We start from the raw sequence: 19,873 nt of genomic DNA, 5'->3' as shown, positions 1-19,873 counted from the left end.
CACAGGTCGCGGCACCGCGCGCGATAATCTCAGCGCATGGCCTGGTTGTCGGAGAGCGAGCGGCGTGCACGCAAGCGCGATGACACCCGCGATCGCTCGATCCTGCTGAACCAGACCCTGCTCAGCGGCGTCGGCCTGGTCGCCATGGGCGTGGCGGTCCTCATCGGGCAGGTCCTGGACACGACGACCTTCGTGCTCGGCGCCACCCTCCTGTTCGGTGCGACGGCGGCGGCGATCCTGGTCCCCTGGCACCGCCTGCCCTTCTGGGTCGTGGCCGTGCTCCCGGTCGCCGACATCGTCGCGCTCGCGCTCCTGCGGCACAGCGCCCCGAACGGGGGCATCGGCCTGCTCTGGGCATTCCCCGCGATGTGGATCGGTGCGGCCTTCGGCATCGTCGGCGTCGTCGGCGGCACCCTGCTCGTGGCGACGCTGTTCTGGTTCACGATAGCGATCGATCCGGTGCAGGTCTTCACCGTGTCGACGGTGCTCCTCCCGCTCGTTGTGGGTGCGCTGGCGATCATCTCGTTCCTGGCCGCCCGTCGCGCCGACGCGCAGCGGCAGCTCCTTGAGAAGCAGTCCCGGCATCTCGGTCGCTCGGTCGACCGCGCGCGCCGCCAGGAGGACCTCGTCACCGAGGTGCTCGACGCCGTCGACTTCGGGGTGATCCGCATCACCCCGGACGGCGAGCTCGTCGTCACCAACGAGGCGCACGCCCAGCTCCAGGGCGGGGCGTCGGACGATGCCACCGGTGCCCTGGCCTACGCGGCGGACGGGGTCACCCCGCTCGACCCCTCGGAGGTGCCGATCGCGCGCGCGCGCGACGGCGACACCTTCGAGAATCAGGTGGTGTGGTACGGCGAGCCCGGTTCGGGGCGCCGCGCGCTCACGGTCACCGCTCGGCGTCTGACCGAGATCGACGGGACCAACGCCGGGGTGATCGTCGTCTCGCGAGATGTCACCGCCGAGGAGCAGGCGCTCCGCGCCCGCGAGGATCTCGTCGCGTCGGTGTCGCACGAGCTGCGCACCCCGCTCACGTCGATCATCGGGTACCTCGAGCTGGCCCTGGATCGCGACGATCTCTCCGGCGATTCGCGCCACGACCTCGAGGTCGCCGAGCGAAACGCCGCGCGCCTGCTCGAACTCGTCGCCGACATCCTCTCCGTGTCGTCGCTCGCGCGCCCGGGCGGCGGTGTGACGCTCGACCCCGCCCCGGCCGACCTGGCGGCGATCGTGCACGCGTCGGTCGAGGCGGAGCTGCCGAAGGCGGCCGACCGTCGCATCTCGATCGACACGACGTTCGTCGCCTCGACCTTCGCCGTCGTCGACGCGCAGCGCATCCGCCAGGTCATCGACAACCTCATCGACAACGCCGTGAAGTACAACGTCGACGGAGGCAAGGTGTTCGTCGAGGTCTCCGGAGAGGACGACCGGGTGCGGATCGCGGTGCGCGACGACGGCCCCGGCATCTCCGAGGGTGAGCGGTCCCGCCTGTTCGAACGGTTCTTCCGGTCCGACGCCGTGCGCAACTCCACGACGCACGGCAGCGGTCTGGGGTTGGCGATCAGCGAAGACATCGTTCGGCGTCACGGTGGGGAGATCTCGGTGGACACACGCCTGGGCGAGGGGGCGACCTTCACGGTCTGGCTCCCCGCGACGAGGGAGTCGGTCTCGTGACACTGGATAACTTCACCGTCTCGCTCGCCGCCGCCGTCGTCATCATCGTCTCGGGGGTCATGTACCTCGCCGAGACGCTCATGCGCAAGGACGGGCTCTCGGGGCGTTTGTGGGCCATCGCGTTCCTGTCGGGCATCCTCACCGTCCTGAGCTACCTCGTCTGGGCGGCAGCACCCGACGCCTTCCTCGCGGTAGCGGTGGGCAATGCCGGGTTCGTCGCCAGCGCGGGTTTCATCTGGCTCGGCTGCCGAGCGTTCAACGACCGCACCCTGCGGTGGCCTGCCGGCGTGTTGGCGGCGCTTGTGCTGATCGCGGGCGTCGCGGTGCTCGTGGCCGGACCCGACGGCGGGGACTGGGCGGGCGCGGTGCCCTTGTTCATCGGCACCGGTGCCATGGCTCTCCTGGCTGCGATCGAGTCGAGGCGAGGAGCGATCGGGCGTCGATGGAGCTCGCTGGGTCTGACCGTGGTGCTCGCGATCGAGGCCGTATGGTTCACCGCGCGCACGCTGGCCTTCGTCGTCTACGGCCCGGACAGCGAGGTGTTCGCCACCTTCTTCAACACGATCGTGTCGTCGTTCCTGACCATCACACTGACCATCGTCGCGGTGGTGGTGACCTCGGTGCTGCGCGCGAGCGAGTCCAATCTCCGCGGTCAGCCCGACGTCTACACGCTGAGCGTCGGCATCGACGGAGTGCTCCTTCCCGCGTCCTTCCGCTCGGCGACGACGACGCTCATCGAGCGCGCCTCACGCCAGGGCGAGACCATCTGCGTCGTGTCGGTGCGGATCGACGATCTGGGCCGTATCGCGACGGCGTTCGGCCCGGCGGAGGCCGAACAGGTGGCTGCGGCGTGGCGGAACGGCGTGCGCCAGTACGCCCCCACCGCCGCGATGGTGGGCGAGGGCGAGAGCGGGAGCCTGCTGATCGCGTTCCTCACCACGTCCTTCTCCGACGTCCGCCGGATGGCGAGCATCCTGCACCGCCGCCTGCTCGACGACTTCGGCGGGCTCGGCATCTCGGTCGTTCCCGTCGTGGGCGTCGGGATCGCCCTCACCGACCGGCTCGGCTACGACTTCGCGTCGATGGTGGACGGCGCCGATCACGCCGCCGCACGCTCGGTCACGAGCCCCGACGCCTCGGTGATCATCGCCGAAGGGTGATCATCGCCGAAGGGTGACCGTCGCCGACGGGTGATCGCGGCGGGGCGAGGTCAGTCGTCGAGGCGGCCTGCGAGAAGGGCGTCGACGCGGGCGCGCAGGTCGCGCGGGCGGAACGGCTTGGTGAGGTAGTCGTCGGCACCGGCTTCGCGTCCGAGTCGCGCGTGCTCCTCATCGGCCCGAGCCGTCACCATGACGATCCGCGTGTCGCTGAAGACCCGGATGCGGCGCGCTGTCTCGAACCCGTCGATCCCGGGCATGCTGACGTCGAGCGTCGTGAGCACCGGATGGTGCTCGCGCACCTTCTCCACACCCTCGAGGCCTCCGGAGGCGGTGTGCACGTCGAAGCCGGATCCCCGCAGCACGGCGGAGATGAGCGAGCGGATGTCGACATCGTCTTCGATGATGACCGCGACGCGGGGGCTCGGCATCGGGTACCTCTGGTCTCCAGCCGTCTGGGCGGCGTGCAGTTTCTGACCGAAGCGTAACCTACATCGGCTTTCCCGATCACGGCCTTCGTCGTGGCATCCTCGGAGGATGCCCTTGATCGCGCTCACCGGCGGCATCGCCTCGGGAAAATCGACCGTCGCCGCTCGGCTCGCCGCACACGGCGCCGTCGTCGTCGATGCGGACGCCGTCGTCCGCGATGTGCAGTCGCCCGGATCCCCGGTGCTGCGCGAGATCGAGGACGCCTTCGGCGAGCGGATGCTGCGTCCCGACGGCACGCTGGACCGTGCGGCGCTCGGAGCGGTCGTCTTCGGCGACCCCGATCGACTCGCCCAGCTCAACGCGATCGTCCACCCGGCGGTGCGGGAGGAGTCGCAACGCCGATTCCGTGAGGCGGCCGCCGCCGACCCGCGGGCGGTCGTCGTGTACGACGTGCCACTCCTGGCCGAGACGCGCGCCTCGGATCCGTGGGATCTCGTCGTGGTCGCCCACGCGCCGGTCGAGGTGCGCGTGGCGCGCCTGCGGGAGCACCGGGGGATGAGCGAGGCCGACGCGCGCGCCCGCATCGCCGCCCAGGCGTCCGACGCGGAACGATTGCGTCTCGCGGATGTCGTCATCGACACCGACGGGCCGCTCGCGCAGACCGAGACGCAGACTGACGCTCTCTGGAGACGACTGACCGCCGAGGGGTGAGTCCGCCCCGGGTGTCGGTGGCCCGGCCTACGCTGGGATCATGCAGGCCACCCGTTCCGTCCGCCCTTTCGAGGTCGTCAGCGAATACGTCCCCTCCGGCGACCAGCCGCAGGCCATCGCCCAACTCGCCGAGCGCATCAACGCGGGCGAGACCGACGTCGTCCTCCTCGGTGCCACCGGTACCGGTAAGTCCGCGACCACGGCCTGGCTCGTCGAGGCCGTCCAGCGACCGACGCTCGTGCTCGCGCACAACAAGACGCTCGCCGCACAGCTCGCCAACGAGTTCCGCGAGCTCATGCCCAACAACGCGGTCGAGTACTTCGTGTCGTACTACGACTACTACCAGCCAGAGGCCTACGTGCCGCAGACCGATACGTTCATCGAGAAAGACTCCTCGGTCAACGCGGAGGTCGAGCGCCTCCGCCACTCGACGACGAACTCGCTGCTCTCCCGGCGCGACGTGATCGTGGTCTCGACGGTGTCGTGCATCTACGGCCTCGGTGCGCCCGAGGAGTACCTCCGAGCGATGGTCGCCCTGCAGGTGGGGGAGCGCTACGACCGCGACGCGCTCATCCGCAAGTTCATCTCGATGCAGTACAACCGCAACGACGTCGACTTCTCGCGCGGCAACTTCCGCGTCCGCGGCGACACGATCGAGATCATCCCGGTCTACGAGGAGTACGCGATCCGCATCGAGATGTTCGGTGACGAGATCGAGGCGCTCTACATGCTGCACCCGCTCACCGGCGACATCGCGCAGAAGATGGACTCCGTGCCGATCTTCCCGGCGTCGCACTACGTGGCCGGCACCGACAAGGTGCAGCGCGCGATCGGCACGATCGAAGACGAGCTCGCCGAGAGGCTGAAGGAGTTCGAGCGCCAGGGCAAGCTGCTCGAGGCGCAGCGACTGCGCATGCGCACGACGTTCGACCTCGAGATGCTGCAGCAGCTCGGCTTCTGCTCCGGTATCGAGAACTACTCCCGCCACCTCGACGCCCGCCCGCCGGGCGCTCCGCCGCACACGCTGCTCGACTTCTTCCCCGACGACTTCCTGCTCGTGATCGACGAGTCGCACGTGACCGTGCCGCAGATCGGCGCCATGTACGAGGGCGACGCCTCGCGCAAGCGCACGTTGGTCGAGCACGGCTTCCGCCTCCCCAGTGCCATGGACAACCGCCCGCTGCGGTGGGACGAGTTCAAGGAGCGCATCGGCCAGGCCGTCTACCTCTCGGCGACGCCCGGCCGTTACGAGATGGGCATCGCCGACGGCGTGGTCGAGCAGATCATCCGACCGACGGGCCTCGTCGATCCGCAGATCATCCTGAAGCCGTCGAAGGGTCAGATCGACGACCTGCTCGAGCAGATCCGCCTCCGCGTCGAGCGCGACGAGCGGGTGCTCGTCACGACGCTGACGAAGAAGATGTCCGAGGAGCTCACCGACTTCCTCGGCGAGCACGGGGTGCGCGTGCGCTACCTGCACTCCGACGTCGACACGCTGCGTCGTGTCGAGCTGCTCACCGAGCTGCGCGCCGGCGTCTACGACGTGCTGGTCGGCATCAACCTGCTCCGTGAGGGCCTCGACCTCCCCGAGGTCTCGCTCGTGGCGATCCTCGACGCCGACAAGGAGGGGTTCCTCCGCAGCGGCACGTCGCTCATCCAGACGATCGGTCGTGCGGCGCGCAACGTGTCGGGCGAGGTGCACATGTACGCCGACCGTATGACCGACTCCATGACGAAGGCTATCGAAGAGACCGAGCGCCGTCGCGACATCCAGATCGCCTACAACCTCGAGCGCGGCATCGATCCGCAGCCGCTGCGCAAGAAGATCGCCGACATCACCGATGTGCTCGCTCGCGAGGCGTCCGACACCCAGGAGCTCCTCTCGGGGAGGGCCTCGGCGCGCAACAAATCGGGCAAGGGCAAGTCGCCGACACCGCAGCTGCGGCGCACCGGGATCGCGGCCGAGGGAGCCAATCAGCTCGAGGCGACCATCGAAGACCTGTCCAACCAGATGCTGGCAGCGGCCGCCGAGCTCAAATTCGAGCTGGCCGGTCGACTCCGCGACGAGGTGCAGGATCTCAAGAAGGAGCTCCGGGCGATGGAGCGGGCCGGACACGCCTGACGATCAGGGGCAGTGCATGAGGGGCTTCGGTCCGGAGCGGTCGAACGTGTGCTCGGTCATGGCGTGGCCGCAGAGCGGGCACGGGCGTCCGGTCCGCACCGGTTCCGGTGTCGTCTCGTAGGGACCGACCGACGCGGGGCCGGCGACGCGGATGAGCTTCGCGTTGAGGTAGTTGTACCAGCCGCCCGCCGCACGGACTCGCTCCTTGCGCGACGGACCCTCCGAATCGCTGTGTGTCATGATGGTTAGTGTACTAACTAATCGAAGGAGCGAGGCGATGAACGTGGACGAGATGCTCAGGCTCGACAACCAGCTGTGCTTCGCGATCGTCACGGCCGCCCGCAACGTCGTGTCGATCTACCGACCCGTGCTCGAACCGCTCGGCCTGACGCACCCGCAGTACCTCGTGATGCTCGCCCTCTGGGAGACCTCTCCCCGTTCCCTGGGAGACCTCGCCGCCGAACTCGCAATGGAGCCCGCGACGCTCTCACCGCTCGTGAAGCGGCTCGAGGCCCAGGGCCGCGTCGCGCGCGCGCGTCGCGGCGACGACGAGCGCGTCCTCGATATCTCCCTCACCGCCGAGGGACGGGCACTGCGCGAGCGGGCGCTCGAGGTGCCCGGCCGCATCATGCGGAGCGTCGGGATGGATGCGGCGCAGCTCGCCGCGGTGCGCGACGGGCTGACGCCGTTCGCGGGTCGTCGCTGACCCTGATGTCCCGCCCGAGCGGAGCCGGTGTCGGAGGCCACGCCTAAGCTTGTCGGGTGCCCATCGTCCCCGTCGCCCTGCCCGGAAACAACAGCGGAAAGCTCAGCGTCCGCGGTGCCCGCGTCCATAACCTCAAGAACGTCGACCTCGACATCCCGCGCGACGCGCTCGTCGTCTTCACGGGCCTGTCGGGCTCGGGAAAATCGAGTCTCGCGTTCGACACGATCTTCGCGGAGGGCCAGCGTCGCTACGTCGAATCGCTGAGCTCCTACGCGCGCCAGTTCCTCGGTCAGGTCGACCGACCCGACGTCGACTTCATCGAGGGCCTCAGCCCCGCGGTGTCGATCGACCAGAAGTCGACCAACCGCAACCCGCGTTCGACCGTCGGCACGATCACCGAGATCCACGACTACATGCGCCTGCTGTGGGCGCGCATCGGCGTCGCGCACTGCCCCGAGTGCGGCGCCGAGATCCAGCGGCAGACCGTGCAGCAGATCGCCGACCAGCTGATGGAGCTCCCCGAGCGCACGCGGTACCAGATCGTGGCGCCGGTCGTCTCGCAGAAGAAGGGGGAGTTCGTCGATCTCTTCCAGGAGCTCAGCGCCAAGGGCTACGCCCGCGCCGTCGTGGACGGCGAGCTCATCCAGCTCGCCGAGCCGCCGAAGCTGAAGAAGAGCTACAAGCACGACATCGCCGTGGTGGTCGATCGACTGGTCGCCAGCCCCGACATCCTCGGCCGCGTCACCGACTCGGTCGAGACCGCGCTGGGACTGGCCGGCGGCATCATGCAGGTCAACTTCGTCGACGGCGAGGGCGACGACGCGTGGCAGTCGTTCTCCGAGAAGCTCGCGTGCCCGAACGGGCACCCGGTGCAGCTGACCGAGATCGAGCCGCGCACCTTCTCGTTCAACGCCCCCTTCGGGGCGTGCCCGGCATGCTCGGGTCTGGGTACCCGCATGTCGGTCGACGTCGATCTCATGCTCGGCGACGAAGACCTCTCCATCAGCGAGGGCGTCATCATCCCGTGGACGACGCAGGGCAAGGGCCTCTTCCAGTACTACGAGCGCCTCCTCGAGGGTCTCGCCCGCGACCTCGCGTTCTCGCTCGACACCCCGTGGCGACAGCTCCCCGTCGACATCCGCGAGGCGGTGCTGCGTGGCGAGGACTACAAGGTCACCGTGAAGTGGAAGAACCGCTACGGGCGCGAGGTGCGCTACGCCTCGGGGTTCGAGGGCGTGGTGCCCTACATCGAGCGTCAGTACCTGCAGGCAGAGTCCGACACGCAGCGCCAGCGCTGGTCGGAGTACCTCCGCGAAGTGCCGTGCCCGGTCTGCGAGGGCGCGCGTCTCAAGCCCGAGGTGCTCGCCGTCACGGTGCACGGGAAGTCGATCGCGGATGCGTCGTGGCTGAGCCTCGCCGACGCGCAGCGTTTCTTCGCCGAGCTCGAACTCACCCCGCGCGAGGCGCAGATCGCCGCCCAGGTGCTCCGTGAGATCCGCGCGCGGCTCGACTTCCTGCTGCAGGTCGGTCTCACCTACCTGAGCCTCAGTCGATCGGCGGGTTCGCTCTCGGGCGGCGAGGCGCAGCGCATCCGCCTCGCGACCCAGATCGGGTCGGGACTGACCGGTGTGCTCTACGTGCTCGACGAGCCGTCGATCGGCCTCCATCAGCGCGACAACCGACGCCTCATCGAGACGCTCATCACGCTGCGCGATCTCGGCAACACCCTCATCGTCGTCGAGCACGACGAAGAGACCGTCCACGCGGCCGACTGGATCGTCGACATCGGCCCGCGCGCCGGCGTCGACGGCGGCAACGTCGTGCACTCCGGCCCGCTGGCGCAGCTGCTCGAGGAGAAGGAGTCGCTGACGGGCGACTACCTCTCCGGTCGGCGCGAGATCGCGGTGCCGAAGAAGAGGCGCAAGATCGACAAGCAGCGCCAGGTCACGGTCGTCGGCGCGCGCGCGAACAACCTGCAGAACGTCACCGCGAGCTTCCCGCTGGGTGTGCTCACCGCCGTCACCGGGGTGAGCGGGTCGGGCAAATCGACCCTCGTGAACGGCATCCTGTACGAGGTGCTCGCCACCAAGCTGAACGGTGCGCGGCGCGTCGCCGGCAAGCACACGCGGGTGACGGGGCTCGACAACCTCGACAAGGTCGTGCACGTCGACCAGGCGCCCATCGGACGCACGCCGCGCTCGAACCCCGCCACCTACACCGGGGTGTTCGACCGCATCCGCAACCTCTTCGCCGAGACCCCCGAGGCCAAGGCGCGCGGTTATCTGACGGGTCGCTTCTCGTTCAACGTCAAGGGAGGCCGCTGCGAGGCCTGCTCGGGAGACGGCACGATCAAGATCGAGATGAACTTCCTGCCCGACGTCTACGTCGACTGCGAGGTATGCCACGGCAAGAGGTACAACCGCGACACGCTCGCCGTGCACTACAAGGGCAAGAACATCGCCGAGGTGCTCGAGATGCCGATCGCGGAGGCTGCGGAGTTCTTCGAGCCCATCCAGGCGATCCACCGCTACCTGAAGACGCTGGTCGACGTCGGCCTCGGCTACGTGCGTCTCGGACAGTCGGCGACCACCCTTTCGGGCGGCGAGGCGCAGCGTGTGAAGCTCGCGACCGAGCTCCAGCGCCGCACCAACGGGCGCTCGATCTACGTGCTCGACGAGCCGACGACCGGTCTGCATTTCGAAGACGTACGCAAGCTCCTCGAGGTGCTCAACAGCCTCGTCGACAAGGGCAATACCGTCATCGTCATCGAGCACAACCTCGACGTGATCAAGTCGTCCGACTGGATCATCGACCTGGGCCCCGAGGGCGGCTCCGGCGGCGGCACGATCGTTGCGACCGGCACCCCCGAGCAGGTCGCGAAGGTCGAGGCCAGCCACACCGGCCAGTTCCTCGCGGAGGTGCTCGGCATCTCCGCGGTCGAGGCGCGTAAGGCGGGCTGATGGCGGCATCGCGCGAGCGGATGTCGCACCTGCCCTACCGGCCGAACCCCGGCGAGATCCCCACGAACCCTGGCGTCTATCGCTTCCGCGATGCCGCCGGGCGGGTGCTCTACGTGGGCAAGGCCAAGAACCTGCGCGCCCGCCTGTCGAACTATTTCGCTCCGCTGCGGTCGCTGCACGAGCGCACGCGGCGCATGGTCACGACCGCAGCATCCGTGGAGTGGACCGTCGTCGCGAGCGACGTCGACTCGCTGCAGCTCGAGTACATGTGGATCAAGGAGTTCGATCCACCGTTCAACGTCCGCTACCGCGACGACAAGTCGTACCCGTTCATGGCGATCACGCTCGCCGACGAGGCGCCCCGCGTCATCGTCACCCGCAACCGCCGTATCCCCGGCGCGAAGTACTTCGGGCCCTACCCGAAGGTCTGGGCGGTGCACGAGACCATCGACCTGATGATCAAGGTCTTCCCGATCCGCACGTGCAGCGACTCGTCGTACAAGAAGGCGATGCAGAGCGGCCGCCCCTGCTTCCCTGGCCAGATCGGGCGCTGCGGCGGCCCGTGCTCGCACAAGGTGACCATCGAGGAGCACCGGGCGATCGTCGACGACTTCGTCGCCTTCATGGCCGGGGGCGACGAGCGGTTCGCCCGCGACCTGAATGCCAAGATGCGCGAGGCCGCCGCCGCGATGGACTACGAGTCGGCGGCGGTCTACCGCGACCGGTTGCAGGCGATCGAGGCGGTGCTGAAGAAGAGCGAGCTCGTGCTCACCGACGACGTCGACGTCGACCTGTTCGGTATCGCCGAAGACGAGCTCGCCGCCACCGTGCAGCACTTCGTGATCCGCGGCGGCCGCATCCGAGGGGTGCGCGCCTCGACGATCGAGAAGGAGATCGACATCTCCGGTGCCGACCTCGTCGACCAGGTGCTCCAGCGCACCTACGGCGACGCGGCGCCGGCCGACATCCCGCGGACGGTGCTCGTCCCGTCGCTGCCCGACGACGCCGCCGACATCGAGGCGTGGCTGCGCGAGCGGCGCGGCAAGCAGGTGGGCATCCAGGTCGCGCAACGGGGCCAGAAGGCCGACCTCATGCGCACCGCGACGCTGAACGCGCAGCAGGCGCTGATGATCTTCAAGACCCGCCGCACGAGTGACTACGTCGCCCGCACCCAGGCGCTCACCGACCTCCAGCAGGCGCTCGACCTGTCCGAGGCGCCGCTGCGCATCGAGTGCTACGACGTGTCGCACCTGTCGGGCACCAACGTCGTCGCATCGATGGTGGTGTTCGAGGACGGACTCCCGCGCAAAGACCAGTACCGCACGTTCGGTGTTCCCGAGACCACCGACGACACCGATTCGCTGTACCAGGTGCTCACGCGGCGGTTGGCCTACCTCGACCGGCCGGAGGAGGTCGAGCCCCCCGCGCCCGAGCCGACCGCCGACGGCGAGGTCGTCACCGAGCCGCCGAAGCGCAAGAGGTTCGCATATCCGCCGCAGCTGCTCGTCGTCGACGGCGGGCAGCCGCAGGTCGCCGCCGCCGCGAGGGCCCTCAAGGACGCCGGCCACTCCGAGATCGCTCTGTGCGGCATCGCGAAGCGCCTGGAGGAGGTCTGGCTGCCGGGGGAGGACTACCCGGTGATCCTGCCGCGCACGAGCGAGGCGCTCTACCTGCTGCAGCGCCTCCGCGACGAGGCGCACCGCTTCGCCATCACCCACCAGCGCAAGCGGCGTAAGCGCGACATCTCGAGCGTGCTGTCGGAGATCCCCGGTCTCGGCGACGCCCGCATCAAGGCGCTGCTGCGGCATTTCGGGTCGGTCACCGCGCTGCGCGCCGCCACGCCTGACGAGATCGCGGAGCTTCCGGGCATCGGCCCGAAGCTCGCCGACTCCATCCACAGCCACTTGGCTCGATAGGCTGGCTGTCTACGAGGAGTTGACATGACCGACCAGACGCGCCGCGAGACCGGCGAGGTGCTGATCGTCACGGGCATGTCGGGGGCCGGCCGTTCGACGGTGGCCAACGCGCTCGAAGATCTCGATTGGTACGTCGTCGACAACCTGCCGCCCATGATGCTGCGCCCCCTCCTCGAGCTCACCGAGCTCGCCGCGGGGGCCGTGCCGCGCGTGGCGGTCGTGGTCGACGTGCGCGGGCGCGAGCTCTTCGGCGACCTCCCCGAGGTCATGCGCACCCTCCGGGCGGGGCGTCAGGTGCGCGTGGTGTTCCTCGATGCCGCCGACGACGTGCTCGTGCGCAGGTTCGAGTCGGTGAGGCGCCCCCACCCTCTCCAGCGCGACGGCACGATCCTCGACGGGATCCGACGCGAACGGGAGCGACTGGCGCCGGTGCGAGAGGCCGCCGACGTTCTCATCGACACCTCGTCGAACAACATCCACCAGCTGACGACCCGGGTGGTCGAGCTCTTCGGAGAGCAGGCCGCGGCCCGTCACACGGTGAACCTCATGAGCTTCGGATTCAAATACGGGCTGCCGACCGACGTCGACATGGTCGCCGACATGCGGTTCCTGCCCAACCCCTACTGGAACGACGAGCTGCGCGGCCTGACGGGCGAGGACGAGCGGGTGCGCGACTATGTGCTCGGCCAGCCCGGCGCTCCCGAGTTCCTCGACGCGTACGCCGCCGCGCTCGCCCCCGTGCTCGAGGGCTACCAGCATGAGAACAAGCGCCAGTCGGTCGTCGCGATCGGGTGCACGGGCGGCAAGCACCGTTCCGTCGCCATGGCGCGGGAACTCGCCGAGCGGCTCCGGTCGGTGCCGGGTGTGGCGGTACGCGTCACGCACCGCGACCTCGGCCGCGAGTAGGCTGTTCCCTCGTTCCCCCGCCCTTTCCCCCGAGGAGTACCGTGCCGCTGACCGCCGACGTGAAGGCCGAACTCATCGCCGTCCGCGACCCCCGGCCTACGGCGCGCGTCGCCGAGCTGACGGCGTTGTTGCGATTCTCGGGAGGCCTGCACTCGATCGCGAACCGCGTCGCCGTGGAAGCCCAGCTCGACTCCGACGTGCTCGCGCGGCGCGCGGCGCGCGACCTGGTGGAGATCTACGGGGTGCGTCCCGAGCTGGTCCACGTGCAGGGCTCGGGCGGGCGCACGGGCGGTCACTACGCCGTGCGCGTCATCGAGTCGGGGGAGACCCTGGCCCGTCAGACGGGGCTGCTCGACCAGCGCCGCCGTCCCGTGCGCGGACTCCCGAACAAGCTCACCACCGGCTCGCGCGGCGATCTCGCCGCGATCTGGCGCGGTGCGTTCCTCGCCGCCGGCTCCTTGAGCGAGCCCGGCCGGTCGGCCTCCCTGGAGATCGCATGCCCGTCGCCGGAGGCCGCGATGGCGCTGGTGGGTGCAGGCCACCGGATCGGCATCCCCGCGAAAGCCCGCGAAGTGCGCGGTGTGCCGCGCGTCGTCGTGCGCGACGGTGACGCCATCCGTACCGCTCTGGCCGAGATGGGCGCCCAGAAGACCGCCGCCGAGTGGGACCAGCTGCGTCAGCGCCGCGAGGTGCGCGCCGGCGTCAACCGCCTCGTGAACTTCGACGATGCGAACCTGCGCCGATCGGCGCAGGCCGCCGTCGCGGCATGCGCGCGGGTCGAGCGCGCCCTCGAGATCCTGGGCGACACCGTGCCCGACCATCTGCGCGAAGCGGGAGACCTGCGTCTGGCGCACCGCGACGCCAGCCTCGACGAACTCGGACACCACGCCGACCCGCCTCTGACGAAGGACGCCGTGGCCGGCCGCATCCGTCGCCTCCTCGCGATGGCCGACAAGAAGGCCGAGGTCGACGGGATCCCCGGCACCGAGTCGGCCGTGCCCGCCGGCGCCGAGTGATGTGACGCCCAGGGAAGCAACCCCGGGTCACGGGCGTTGCCCCTCGATAGGATGAATCGATCATCCTTCGCTGCGCCGAGGAGTGTCGGTGCAGCGCCGATAGGAAGCAGAGAACATGGCGAAGTACACGTTGCCCGAACTCCCCTACGACTACGCAGCCCTGGAGCCGCACATCAGTGCGTCGATCATGCAGCTGCACCACGACAAGCACCACCAGACGTACGTGACCGGTGCCAACACCGCCCTCGAGCAGCTCGCCGAGGCCCGTGAGACCGGAAACCTCGCGAACGTCAACAAGCTCCAGAAGGACCTCGCCTTCAACCTCGGCGGTCACACCAACCACTCGATCTTCTGGGAGAACCTCTCGCCGGACGGTGGCGACAAGCCCACCGGCGACCTCGAGTCGGCCATCGACGACCACTTCGGTTCGTTCGACAAGTTCCAGGCCCACTTCACCGCCGCCGCGCTCGGTGTGCAGGGCTCCGGCTGGGCGGGCCTGTTCTGGGACTCGATCGGCGAGAACCTGATCATCGACCAGTTCTTCGACCAGCAGGGCCAGATCGTCGCCGGTACGGTGCCGCTCCTCCTCCTCGACGTCTGGGAGCACGCGTACTACCTCGACTACAAGAACGTGCGCGCGGACTACGTGAAGGCGTTCTGGAACATCGCGAACTGGGCCGACGTCCAGAAGCGCTTCTCCGCCGCTCGCGAGAAGACCGCGGGCCTGCTGGTACTGTCGTAAACGGTGCGGGCGTCCCGGTGGACACCCGCCGGGACGCCGCTGTCCGTTCTTCGCATTCGCAACAATTCGCGCATCGCGCACTACCCAAATCAGGAGCTAATCCGTGGCTGTCAAGATCGGGATCAACGGCTTCGGCCGGATCGGACGCAACTACCTTCGCGCGGCTCTCGCGCAGGGTGCTGACCTCGACATCGTCGCGGTCAACGACCTCACCGACAACAAGACCCTCGCTCACCTTCTCAAGTACGACTCGGTGAACGGACCGCTCGACCAGGACGTCACCTACGACGACGAGTCGATCACGGTCGGCGGCAACACCATCAAGGTGTTCGCCGAGCGCGACCCCGCCAACCTCCCCTGGGGCGAGCTGGGCGTCGACATCGTCATCGAGTCGACCGGCCGCTTCACCAAGGCCGAGGACGCCAAGAAGCACATCGCCGGCGGCGCCAAGAAGGTTCTCATCTCCGCCCCCGCGACCGGTGACGACGTCACCATCGTCATGGGTGTCAACGAGGGCGAGTACGACCCCGCCAACCACGTCATCATCTCGAACGCGTCGTGCACCACGAACTGCCTCGCGCCCCTCGCGAAGGTCTTCAACGACAACTTCGGCATCGAGCGCGGTTTCATGATGACCGCTCACGCCTACACGGCCGACCAGAACCTCCAGGACGGCCCGCACAGCGACCTGCGTCGCGCCCGTGCGGCAGCGATCAACATCGTGCCCGCCTCGACCGGTGCCGCCAAGGCCATCGGCCACGTGCTCCCCGAACTCCAGGGCAAGCTCAGCGGCTCGTCGTACCGCGTTCCGGTTCCCACCGGTTCGATCGTCGACCTCACGATCGTCACCCCGACCGAGGGCCTCAGCGTCGACCAGGTCAACGCCGCCTACAAGGCCGCGGCCGCCGAGGGGCGCCTCGCCGGTTACCTCGAGTACACCGAGGACCCGATCGTCTCCAGCGACATCCAGGGCAACCCGCACTCGTCGATCTTCGACGCCGAGCTGACCAACGTCAGCGGCAACCTGGTCAAGGTGTCGGCCTGGTACGACAACGAGTGGGGCTACTCCAACCGTCTGGTCGACCTGACCGAGTACGTCGCAGAGCGCATCTAAGGCTCCGTCATGGCACTGCGCACCCTCGATTCGCTGGGTTCGCTCGCAGGCAAGCGCGTCATCGTCCGTTGTGATCTCAACGTCCCCCTGAAGGACGGCATCATCACGGACGATGGCCGCGTGCGCGCGTCGATCCCCACGCTGAACGCTCTCATCCACGCCGGCGCACGCCTCGTCGTCGCCTCGCACCTCGGTCGTCCCGACGGTGCACCCGACGCGAAGTACAGCCTGGAGCCCGTCGCGCAGCGACTCTCCGAGCTGCTCGGCGCTCCCGTGGCGTTCGCGCGCGACACCGTCGACGAATCGGCGCAGGAAGCCGTGGCCGCCCTCGAGGACGGCCAGGTGGCCGTCCTCGAGAACCTCCGGTTCAACCCGGGAGAGACGGCGAAGGATGCGGGGGAGCGCCGCGCGTTCGCCGAGCGGCTCGCCCAGCTCGGCGACGCCCTCGTGTCGGACGGCTTCGGCGTCGTCCACCGAAAGCAGGCGAGCGTCTACGAGCTCGCCGAGCTCCTCCCGTCGGCCGCCGGCCTGCTGGTGGAGAAGGAGCTCGAGGTGCTCGACCGCCTGACCGAGAGTCCCGAGCGCCCCTACACGGTGGTCCTCGGCGGGTCGAAGGTCAGCGACAAGCTCGGCGTCATCGAGCATCTCCTCCCGCGCGTCGACCGGCTGCTCGTCGGTGGTGGCATGATGTTCACCTTCCTCGTCGCCCAGGGCCACAAGGTCGGCGCGAGCCTCCTGGAGGAGGACCAGATCGAGCGCGTCAAGGGCTACCTCGCCACGGCGAAGGAGAGCGGCGTGGAGATCATCCTCCCCGTCGACGCGGTGGTCGCGGCATCCTTCTCCGCCGACGCCGACCACGTGATCGCCGACGCCGACGCGCTGGAGGACACCCCGTTCGGTGCCTCCGGTATCGGACTCGACATCGGGCCCCGCACCTCCGAGGCCTTCGATGCGGCCATCCGCGGCAGCCGCACGGTCTTCTGGAACGGCCCGATGGGCGTGTTCGAGATGGCGGCGTTCGAGTCGGGCACCCGCGCGATCGCACAGGCGCTCACCGAGGTCGACGGCCTCAGCGTCGTCGGCGGCGGAGACTCGGCGGCCGCTGTTCGCCAGCTCGGCTTCGCCGACGACGATTTCGGACACATCTCGACGGGCGGAGGCGCCAGCCTCGAGTTCCTCGAGGGCAAGAAGCTCCCCGGACTGGAGGTCCTCGGATGGGCGTAATCACCCGCACCCCGTTCATCGCCGGCAACTGGAAGATGAACCTCGACCACCTGCAGGCGGTCGCGTTCGTCCAGAAGCTGCACTGGACTCTGAAAGAAGCCGGTCACGAGCCGGAGAGCGTCGAAGTCGGCGTCTTCCCGCCGTTCACCGACATCCGCACGGTGCAGACGTTGATCGACGCCGACAAGATCCCGTTCGCGCTCGGAGCGCAGGACCTCTCGACGAACGACTCGGGCGCCTACACCGGCGAGATCTCGGGACAGTTCCTCTCGAAGCTCTCCTGCGGCTACGTGATCATCGGTCACTCCGAGCGCCGCCAGTACCACGCCGAGACCGACGAGGTCGTCGCCGCGAAGGTTCAGGCGGCACTGCGTCACGGCATCGCCCCGGTGATCTGCGTGGGCGAGACGGCCGAGGACCTCGAGAAGTTCGGCGCGAGCGCCGTTCCCGTCGGCCAGTTGGAGGTCGCGCTCGAGGGCGTCGCCGCTGACGCCGACATCGTCGTGGCCTACGAACCCGTCTGGGCGATCGGCTCGGGCCAGGCGGCCACGCCCGACCAGGCGCAGGAGGTCTGCGCGAAGCTCCGCGCCGTCGTCGCGTCGAAGCTGGGCGAGGACGCGGCGGCACGCACGCGCGTTCTGTACGGCGGGTCGGTCAAGTCGGGCAACATCGCGAGCTTCATGCGCGAGCCCGATGTCGACGGTGCGCTGGTCGGCGGAGCGAGCCTCGTCGTCGACGAGTTCGCCGCGATCATCCGGTTCCAGAAGCACGTCGGCGTCTGACCGTATACTTGACGCGGTGCGGTCTGCTTCGCACCGCTGCGAAAGGCTTTCAACAGTGCAGATCCTCGAGTTCGTCCTGCAGATCCTGCTGGGTATCACCAGTCTTCTGCTGACCCTTCTCATCCTGCTCCACAAGGGGCGCGGCGGCGGCCTGTCCGACATGTTCGGCGGCGGCATGACGTCGGCCCTCGGATCGTCGGGTCTGGCTGAACGCAACCTCAACCGGTTCACGATCATCCTCGCGCTGGTCTGGTTCGTGGCGATCGTCGGCCTCGGCCTCATCACGAAGTTCCTCCCGGTCTGATGGCTACCGGGGGCAACGCCATCCGAGGCACCCGTGTCGGCGCGGGTCCGATGGGCGAACAGGATCACGGCTACCACGCGGATCGCGTGTCGATCTCGTACTGGGACGCCCTCGGCAACGAGACCGTCCGCCACTTCGCAGCGGGCATCCCGGAAGACGAGATCCCCGAGACCATCGATTCGCCGCACTCCGGTCTGCCCGCGGGCCGCGACCAGAAGAACCCGCCGGCGATCGCGAAGAACGAGCCCTACAAGACGCACCTCGCCTACGTGAAGGAGCGCCGCACCGAAGAAGAGGCTGAGACCCTCCTCGACGACGCGCTGCAGCAGCTGCGCGACCGGCGCGGTCAGTAGTCACGGCAACGTCGAAGGGCGGATGCTTCGCAGCATCCGCCCTTCGTCGTTCGTGCGCGTGCGTCTCTCATCCCGCTTGCGCGCTGCGGATAGACCGGTCCACCCATTCCGCGAGGAGCGCCCGCTCCGAGGGAGTGAGTGCGGGCATCTCGGGCACGAAGGCTGCGAACGTCACCGCGGCCGCGCGGACCTCCACCGATGCCCCCGGCCGGGCATGTCCGTGGGTGTGCGCGGGTGCGACGATCGCGCCGATCACGGCGTCGAGCATCGCCTCGGCCAGGCCGTGGTCGCGAGCGTCCGGGGCGATCTCTAGGAGCGAATGGATCGCTCCCGTCCCGGCCGCGTGGATCATCTCGACGGCGCGCTCTTCGCTGACCAGCAACCGCCCGGCCACCGCGATGCGGTGGACGCGGTCGCGGAGGACGCCGATGCCAGCCTCGGTGGCGGGCGACGTCCGGGATCGGGTGCCCAGGAGTAGGTGGAGCTCGGGGTGGGTGAGGCTGAACTCGATCTGCGACCTCCACCCGGCGCGGAGGCCCTCGACGGGGTCCGGGTTCTCGGGTGTCCGGGCCTTCGACTCGACGTACTCCGCCATGACGTGCTCGGCGACCGCATCGAGGAGCCCGTCCTTGTCTCCGAAGAGTCGGTAAATGGTGGGCGCCTGCACGCCTGCGGTATCAGCGACCGCGCGCGTGGTCACCGCAGCGGCTCCACTGTCGCGAAGGATCGTCGCGGCGCTGCGGATGATCCGGTCACGACTACCGGGCAGGGTGGAAGCGGACGTGCTCATGTATCAAGACTAACAAGAACTTGCTTCCGGAGATAACAGCACTTACGGTGAGTGTTATCGTCACTAACCGAAGGAAGATATCGATGATAATTGTTACGGGAGCCAGCGGGAACCTCGGAAGTCGGATCGTCGAACGGCTGCTGACGGTCGTTCCGGCGGCTGAACTCGGCGTGAGCGTTCGCGATGCCACACGCGCGCGCGCACTCGCAGATCGCGGTGTCCGGGTGCGGGAGGCGGACTTCACCGCGCCGGCATCATTGGGGTACTCAATGGAGGGTGCCGACCAGGTGCTCGTGGTCTCGGCGGAGATCCGCGGCGACGCCGCGGTCGTAGCGAACACCGCCGCGATCGACGCCGCGGTCGCGGCCGGGGCCTCGCACGTGCTGTACACCAGTCACCAGGCCGCCTCGGCAGATTCGCTCTTCCCGCCGCAGGTCGTCCATGCCGCCGCCGAAGCGCACCTTGCGCGGGCCGGAGTGCCGTTCACGGCCTTGAGGAACGGCTTCTACGCCGCATCGCTCGACGTCCACCTCGCCGCAGCCCTCGCCACGGGGCAGATCGTCGTGCCGCCCGATGGACCGGTGTCGTGGACGGCGCATGATGATCTCGCAGAGGCGGCTGTCATCGCTCTGACCCGGCCGGGTGCTTTCGCGGGCATCACACCGCCCTTGACCGCGGGAGTCGCGCTCGATCTCGGAGACGTCGCGGGTCTCCTTTCACGACTGACGGGCCGGTCGATCGTGCGTGTCACCGTGTCCGACGAGGAGTGGCGCACGGCCTCCATCGCGCGCGGTCTGCCTCCGGCGGTGGTCGATTTCTCCCTCGGGCTGTTCCGCGCATCACGACAAGGAGAGTTCGACGTTGTCTCACCCGCACTGGCCCATGCTCTCTGTCGCGCTCCGCAGGGAGTCGAAGAGACCCTTCGACGCCTGCTCGGGGACCGAGGCATCGCCGTGGCGTGACCGCG

The 19,873-nt window shown here is 68.7% G+C and carries 19 protein-coding genes; 16 read left to right on the top strand and 3 right to left on the bottom strand.

Annotated elements, in window-relative coordinates; all coding sequences use genetic code 11:
* Window positions 1–36 precede the first annotated feature (36 nt).
* Both DEU34_RS08415 and DEU34_RS08410 read left to right on the top strand, forming a co-directional pair.
* On the top strand, window positions 37–1,674 hold the full coding sequence (locus DEU34_RS08415) for an ATP-binding protein (RefSeq protein ID WP_121149613.1): 1,638 nt from the start codon (window positions 37–39) through the stop codon (window positions 1,672–1,674).
* A complete protein-coding gene (locus tag DEU34_RS08410; RefSeq protein WP_121149612.1) occupies window positions 1,671–2,834 on the top strand; it encodes a hypothetical protein in 1,164 nt (387 codons plus the stop codon). The genes DEU34_RS08415 and DEU34_RS08410 overlap by 4 nt, the downstream gene beginning before the upstream one ends.
* A gap of 50 nt (window positions 2,835–2,884) precedes the next feature.
* Here DEU34_RS08410 and DEU34_RS08405 read toward each other — a convergent pair whose 3' ends face one another.
* On the bottom strand, window positions 2,885–3,262 hold the full coding sequence (locus tag DEU34_RS08405) for a response regulator transcription factor (RefSeq protein WP_121149611.1): 378 nt from the start codon (window positions 3,260–3,262) through the stop codon (window positions 2,885–2,887).
* A 106-nt stretch (window positions 3,263–3,368) separates the two neighbouring features.
* Here DEU34_RS08405 and coaE point away from each other — a divergent pair, with 106 nt between their 5' ends.
* Window positions 3,369–3,971, top strand: a complete 603-nt coding sequence (coaE, locus tag DEU34_RS08400; protein WP_121149610.1) for a dephospho-CoA kinase — start codon at window positions 3,369–3,371, stop codon at window positions 3,969–3,971.
* A gap of 40 nt (window positions 3,972–4,011) precedes the next feature.
* Entirely contained in the window at window positions 4,012–6,093 is a 2,082-nt protein-coding gene (gene uvrB / locus DEU34_RS08395) for an excinuclease ABC subunit UvrB (protein ID WP_121149609.1), read from the top strand.
* A 3-nt stretch (window positions 6,094–6,096) separates the two neighbouring features.
* Here the strand turns inward: uvrB and DEU34_RS08390 are convergent, their stop codons facing one another.
* Window positions 6,097–6,333 carry a hypothetical protein gene (locus tag DEU34_RS08390; protein WP_121149608.1) on the bottom strand — a complete coding sequence of 79 codons (237 nt, stop codon included), beginning with the start codon at window positions 6,331–6,333 and terminating at the stop codon, window positions 6,097–6,099.
* Window positions 6,334–6,370: 37 nt separating this feature from the next.
* Here DEU34_RS08390 and DEU34_RS08385 point away from each other — a divergent pair, with 37 nt between their 5' ends.
* The 11 genes from DEU34_RS08385 (at window position 6,371) to DEU34_RS08335 (ending at window position 18,116) form a co-directional block, all read left to right on the top strand.
* On the top strand, window positions 6,371–6,799 hold the full coding sequence (locus DEU34_RS08385) for a MarR family winged helix-turn-helix transcriptional regulator (protein ID WP_121149607.1): 429 nt from the start codon (window positions 6,371–6,373) through the stop codon (window positions 6,797–6,799).
* A 56-nt stretch (window positions 6,800–6,855) separates the two neighbouring features.
* Window positions 6,856–9,759, top strand: coding sequence for an excinuclease ABC subunit UvrA (gene uvrA / locus DEU34_RS08380; RefSeq protein ID WP_121149606.1), 2,904 nt, complete (start codon window positions 6,856–6,858; stop codon window positions 9,757–9,759).
* Window positions 9,759–11,675, top strand: a complete 1,917-nt coding sequence (gene uvrC, locus DEU34_RS08375) for an excinuclease ABC subunit UvrC (RefSeq protein ID WP_259460070.1) — start codon at window positions 9,759–9,761, stop codon at window positions 11,673–11,675. The genes uvrA and uvrC overlap by 1 nt, the downstream gene beginning before the upstream one ends.
* 24 nt (window positions 11,676–11,699) lie before the next feature.
* Window positions 11,700–12,581: an RNase adapter RapZ gene (gene rapZ, locus DEU34_RS08370; RefSeq protein ID WP_121149605.1), complete on the top strand. Its 882-nt coding sequence runs from the start codon at window positions 11,700–11,702 to the stop codon at window positions 12,579–12,581.
* A gap of 41 nt (window positions 12,582–12,622) precedes the next feature.
* Entirely contained in the window at window positions 12,623–13,597 is a 975-nt protein-coding gene (whiA, locus tag DEU34_RS08365; protein ID WP_121149604.1) for a DNA-binding protein WhiA, read from the top strand.
* Between the two features lie 115 nt (window positions 13,598–13,712).
* Window positions 13,713–14,339 carry a superoxide dismutase gene (locus DEU34_RS08360; protein ID WP_116646728.1) on the top strand — a complete coding sequence of 209 codons (627 nt, stop codon included), beginning with the start codon at window positions 13,713–13,715 and terminating at the stop codon, window positions 14,337–14,339.
* Between the two features lie 103 nt (window positions 14,340–14,442).
* Window positions 14,443–15,453, top strand: a complete 1,011-nt coding sequence (gene gap / locus DEU34_RS08355; protein ID WP_121149603.1) for a type I glyceraldehyde-3-phosphate dehydrogenase — start codon at window positions 14,443–14,445, stop codon at window positions 15,451–15,453.
* A 9-nt stretch (window positions 15,454–15,462) separates the two neighbouring features.
* Window positions 15,463–16,677: a phosphoglycerate kinase gene (locus tag DEU34_RS08350; protein ID WP_121149602.1), complete on the top strand. Its 1,215-nt coding sequence runs from the start codon at window positions 15,463–15,465 to the stop codon at window positions 16,675–16,677.
* Window positions 16,668–17,459, top strand: a complete 792-nt coding sequence (tpiA, locus tag DEU34_RS08345) for a triose-phosphate isomerase (RefSeq protein ID WP_121149601.1) — start codon at window positions 16,668–16,670, stop codon at window positions 17,457–17,459. The genes DEU34_RS08350 and tpiA overlap by 10 nt, the downstream gene beginning before the upstream one ends.
* Window positions 17,460–17,514: 55 nt before the next feature.
* Window positions 17,515–17,763 (top strand): preprotein translocase subunit SecG, encoded by a 249-nt coding sequence (secG, locus tag DEU34_RS08340; RefSeq protein WP_121149600.1) that lies wholly within the window; start codon window positions 17,515–17,517, stop codon window positions 17,761–17,763.
* Window positions 17,763–18,116 (top strand): RNA polymerase-binding protein RbpA, encoded by a 354-nt coding sequence (locus tag DEU34_RS08335; RefSeq protein ID WP_116646723.1) that lies wholly within the window; start codon window positions 17,763–17,765, stop codon window positions 18,114–18,116. The genes secG and DEU34_RS08335 overlap by 1 nt, the downstream gene beginning before the upstream one ends.
* Window positions 18,117–18,183: 67 nt before the next feature.
* Here the strand turns inward: DEU34_RS08335 and DEU34_RS08330 are convergent, their stop codons facing one another.
* Complete coding sequence (locus tag DEU34_RS08330) at window positions 18,184–18,906, bottom strand: TetR/AcrR family transcriptional regulator (RefSeq protein ID WP_121149599.1); 723 nt, start codon at window positions 18,904–18,906, stop codon at window positions 18,184–18,186.
* 83 nt (window positions 18,907–18,989) lie between these two features.
* Between DEU34_RS08330 and DEU34_RS08325 the strand changes: the two genes are divergently transcribed.
* On the top strand, window positions 18,990–19,868 hold the full coding sequence (locus tag DEU34_RS08325; protein ID WP_121149598.1) for an NmrA family NAD(P)-binding protein: 879 nt from the start codon (window positions 18,990–18,992) through the stop codon (window positions 19,866–19,868).
* Window positions 19,869–19,873: the final 5 nt, after the last annotated feature.

This window comes from Microbacterium sp. AG1240 (genome assembly GCF_003635115.1).
In the GTDB taxonomy this organism is placed as follows: Bacteria; Actinomycetota; Actinomycetes; order Actinomycetales; family Microbacteriaceae; genus Microbacterium.
The sequence above is the reverse complement of the archived record's forward strand: the minus strand, read 5'-3'. Positions and strand labels throughout refer to the sequence as shown.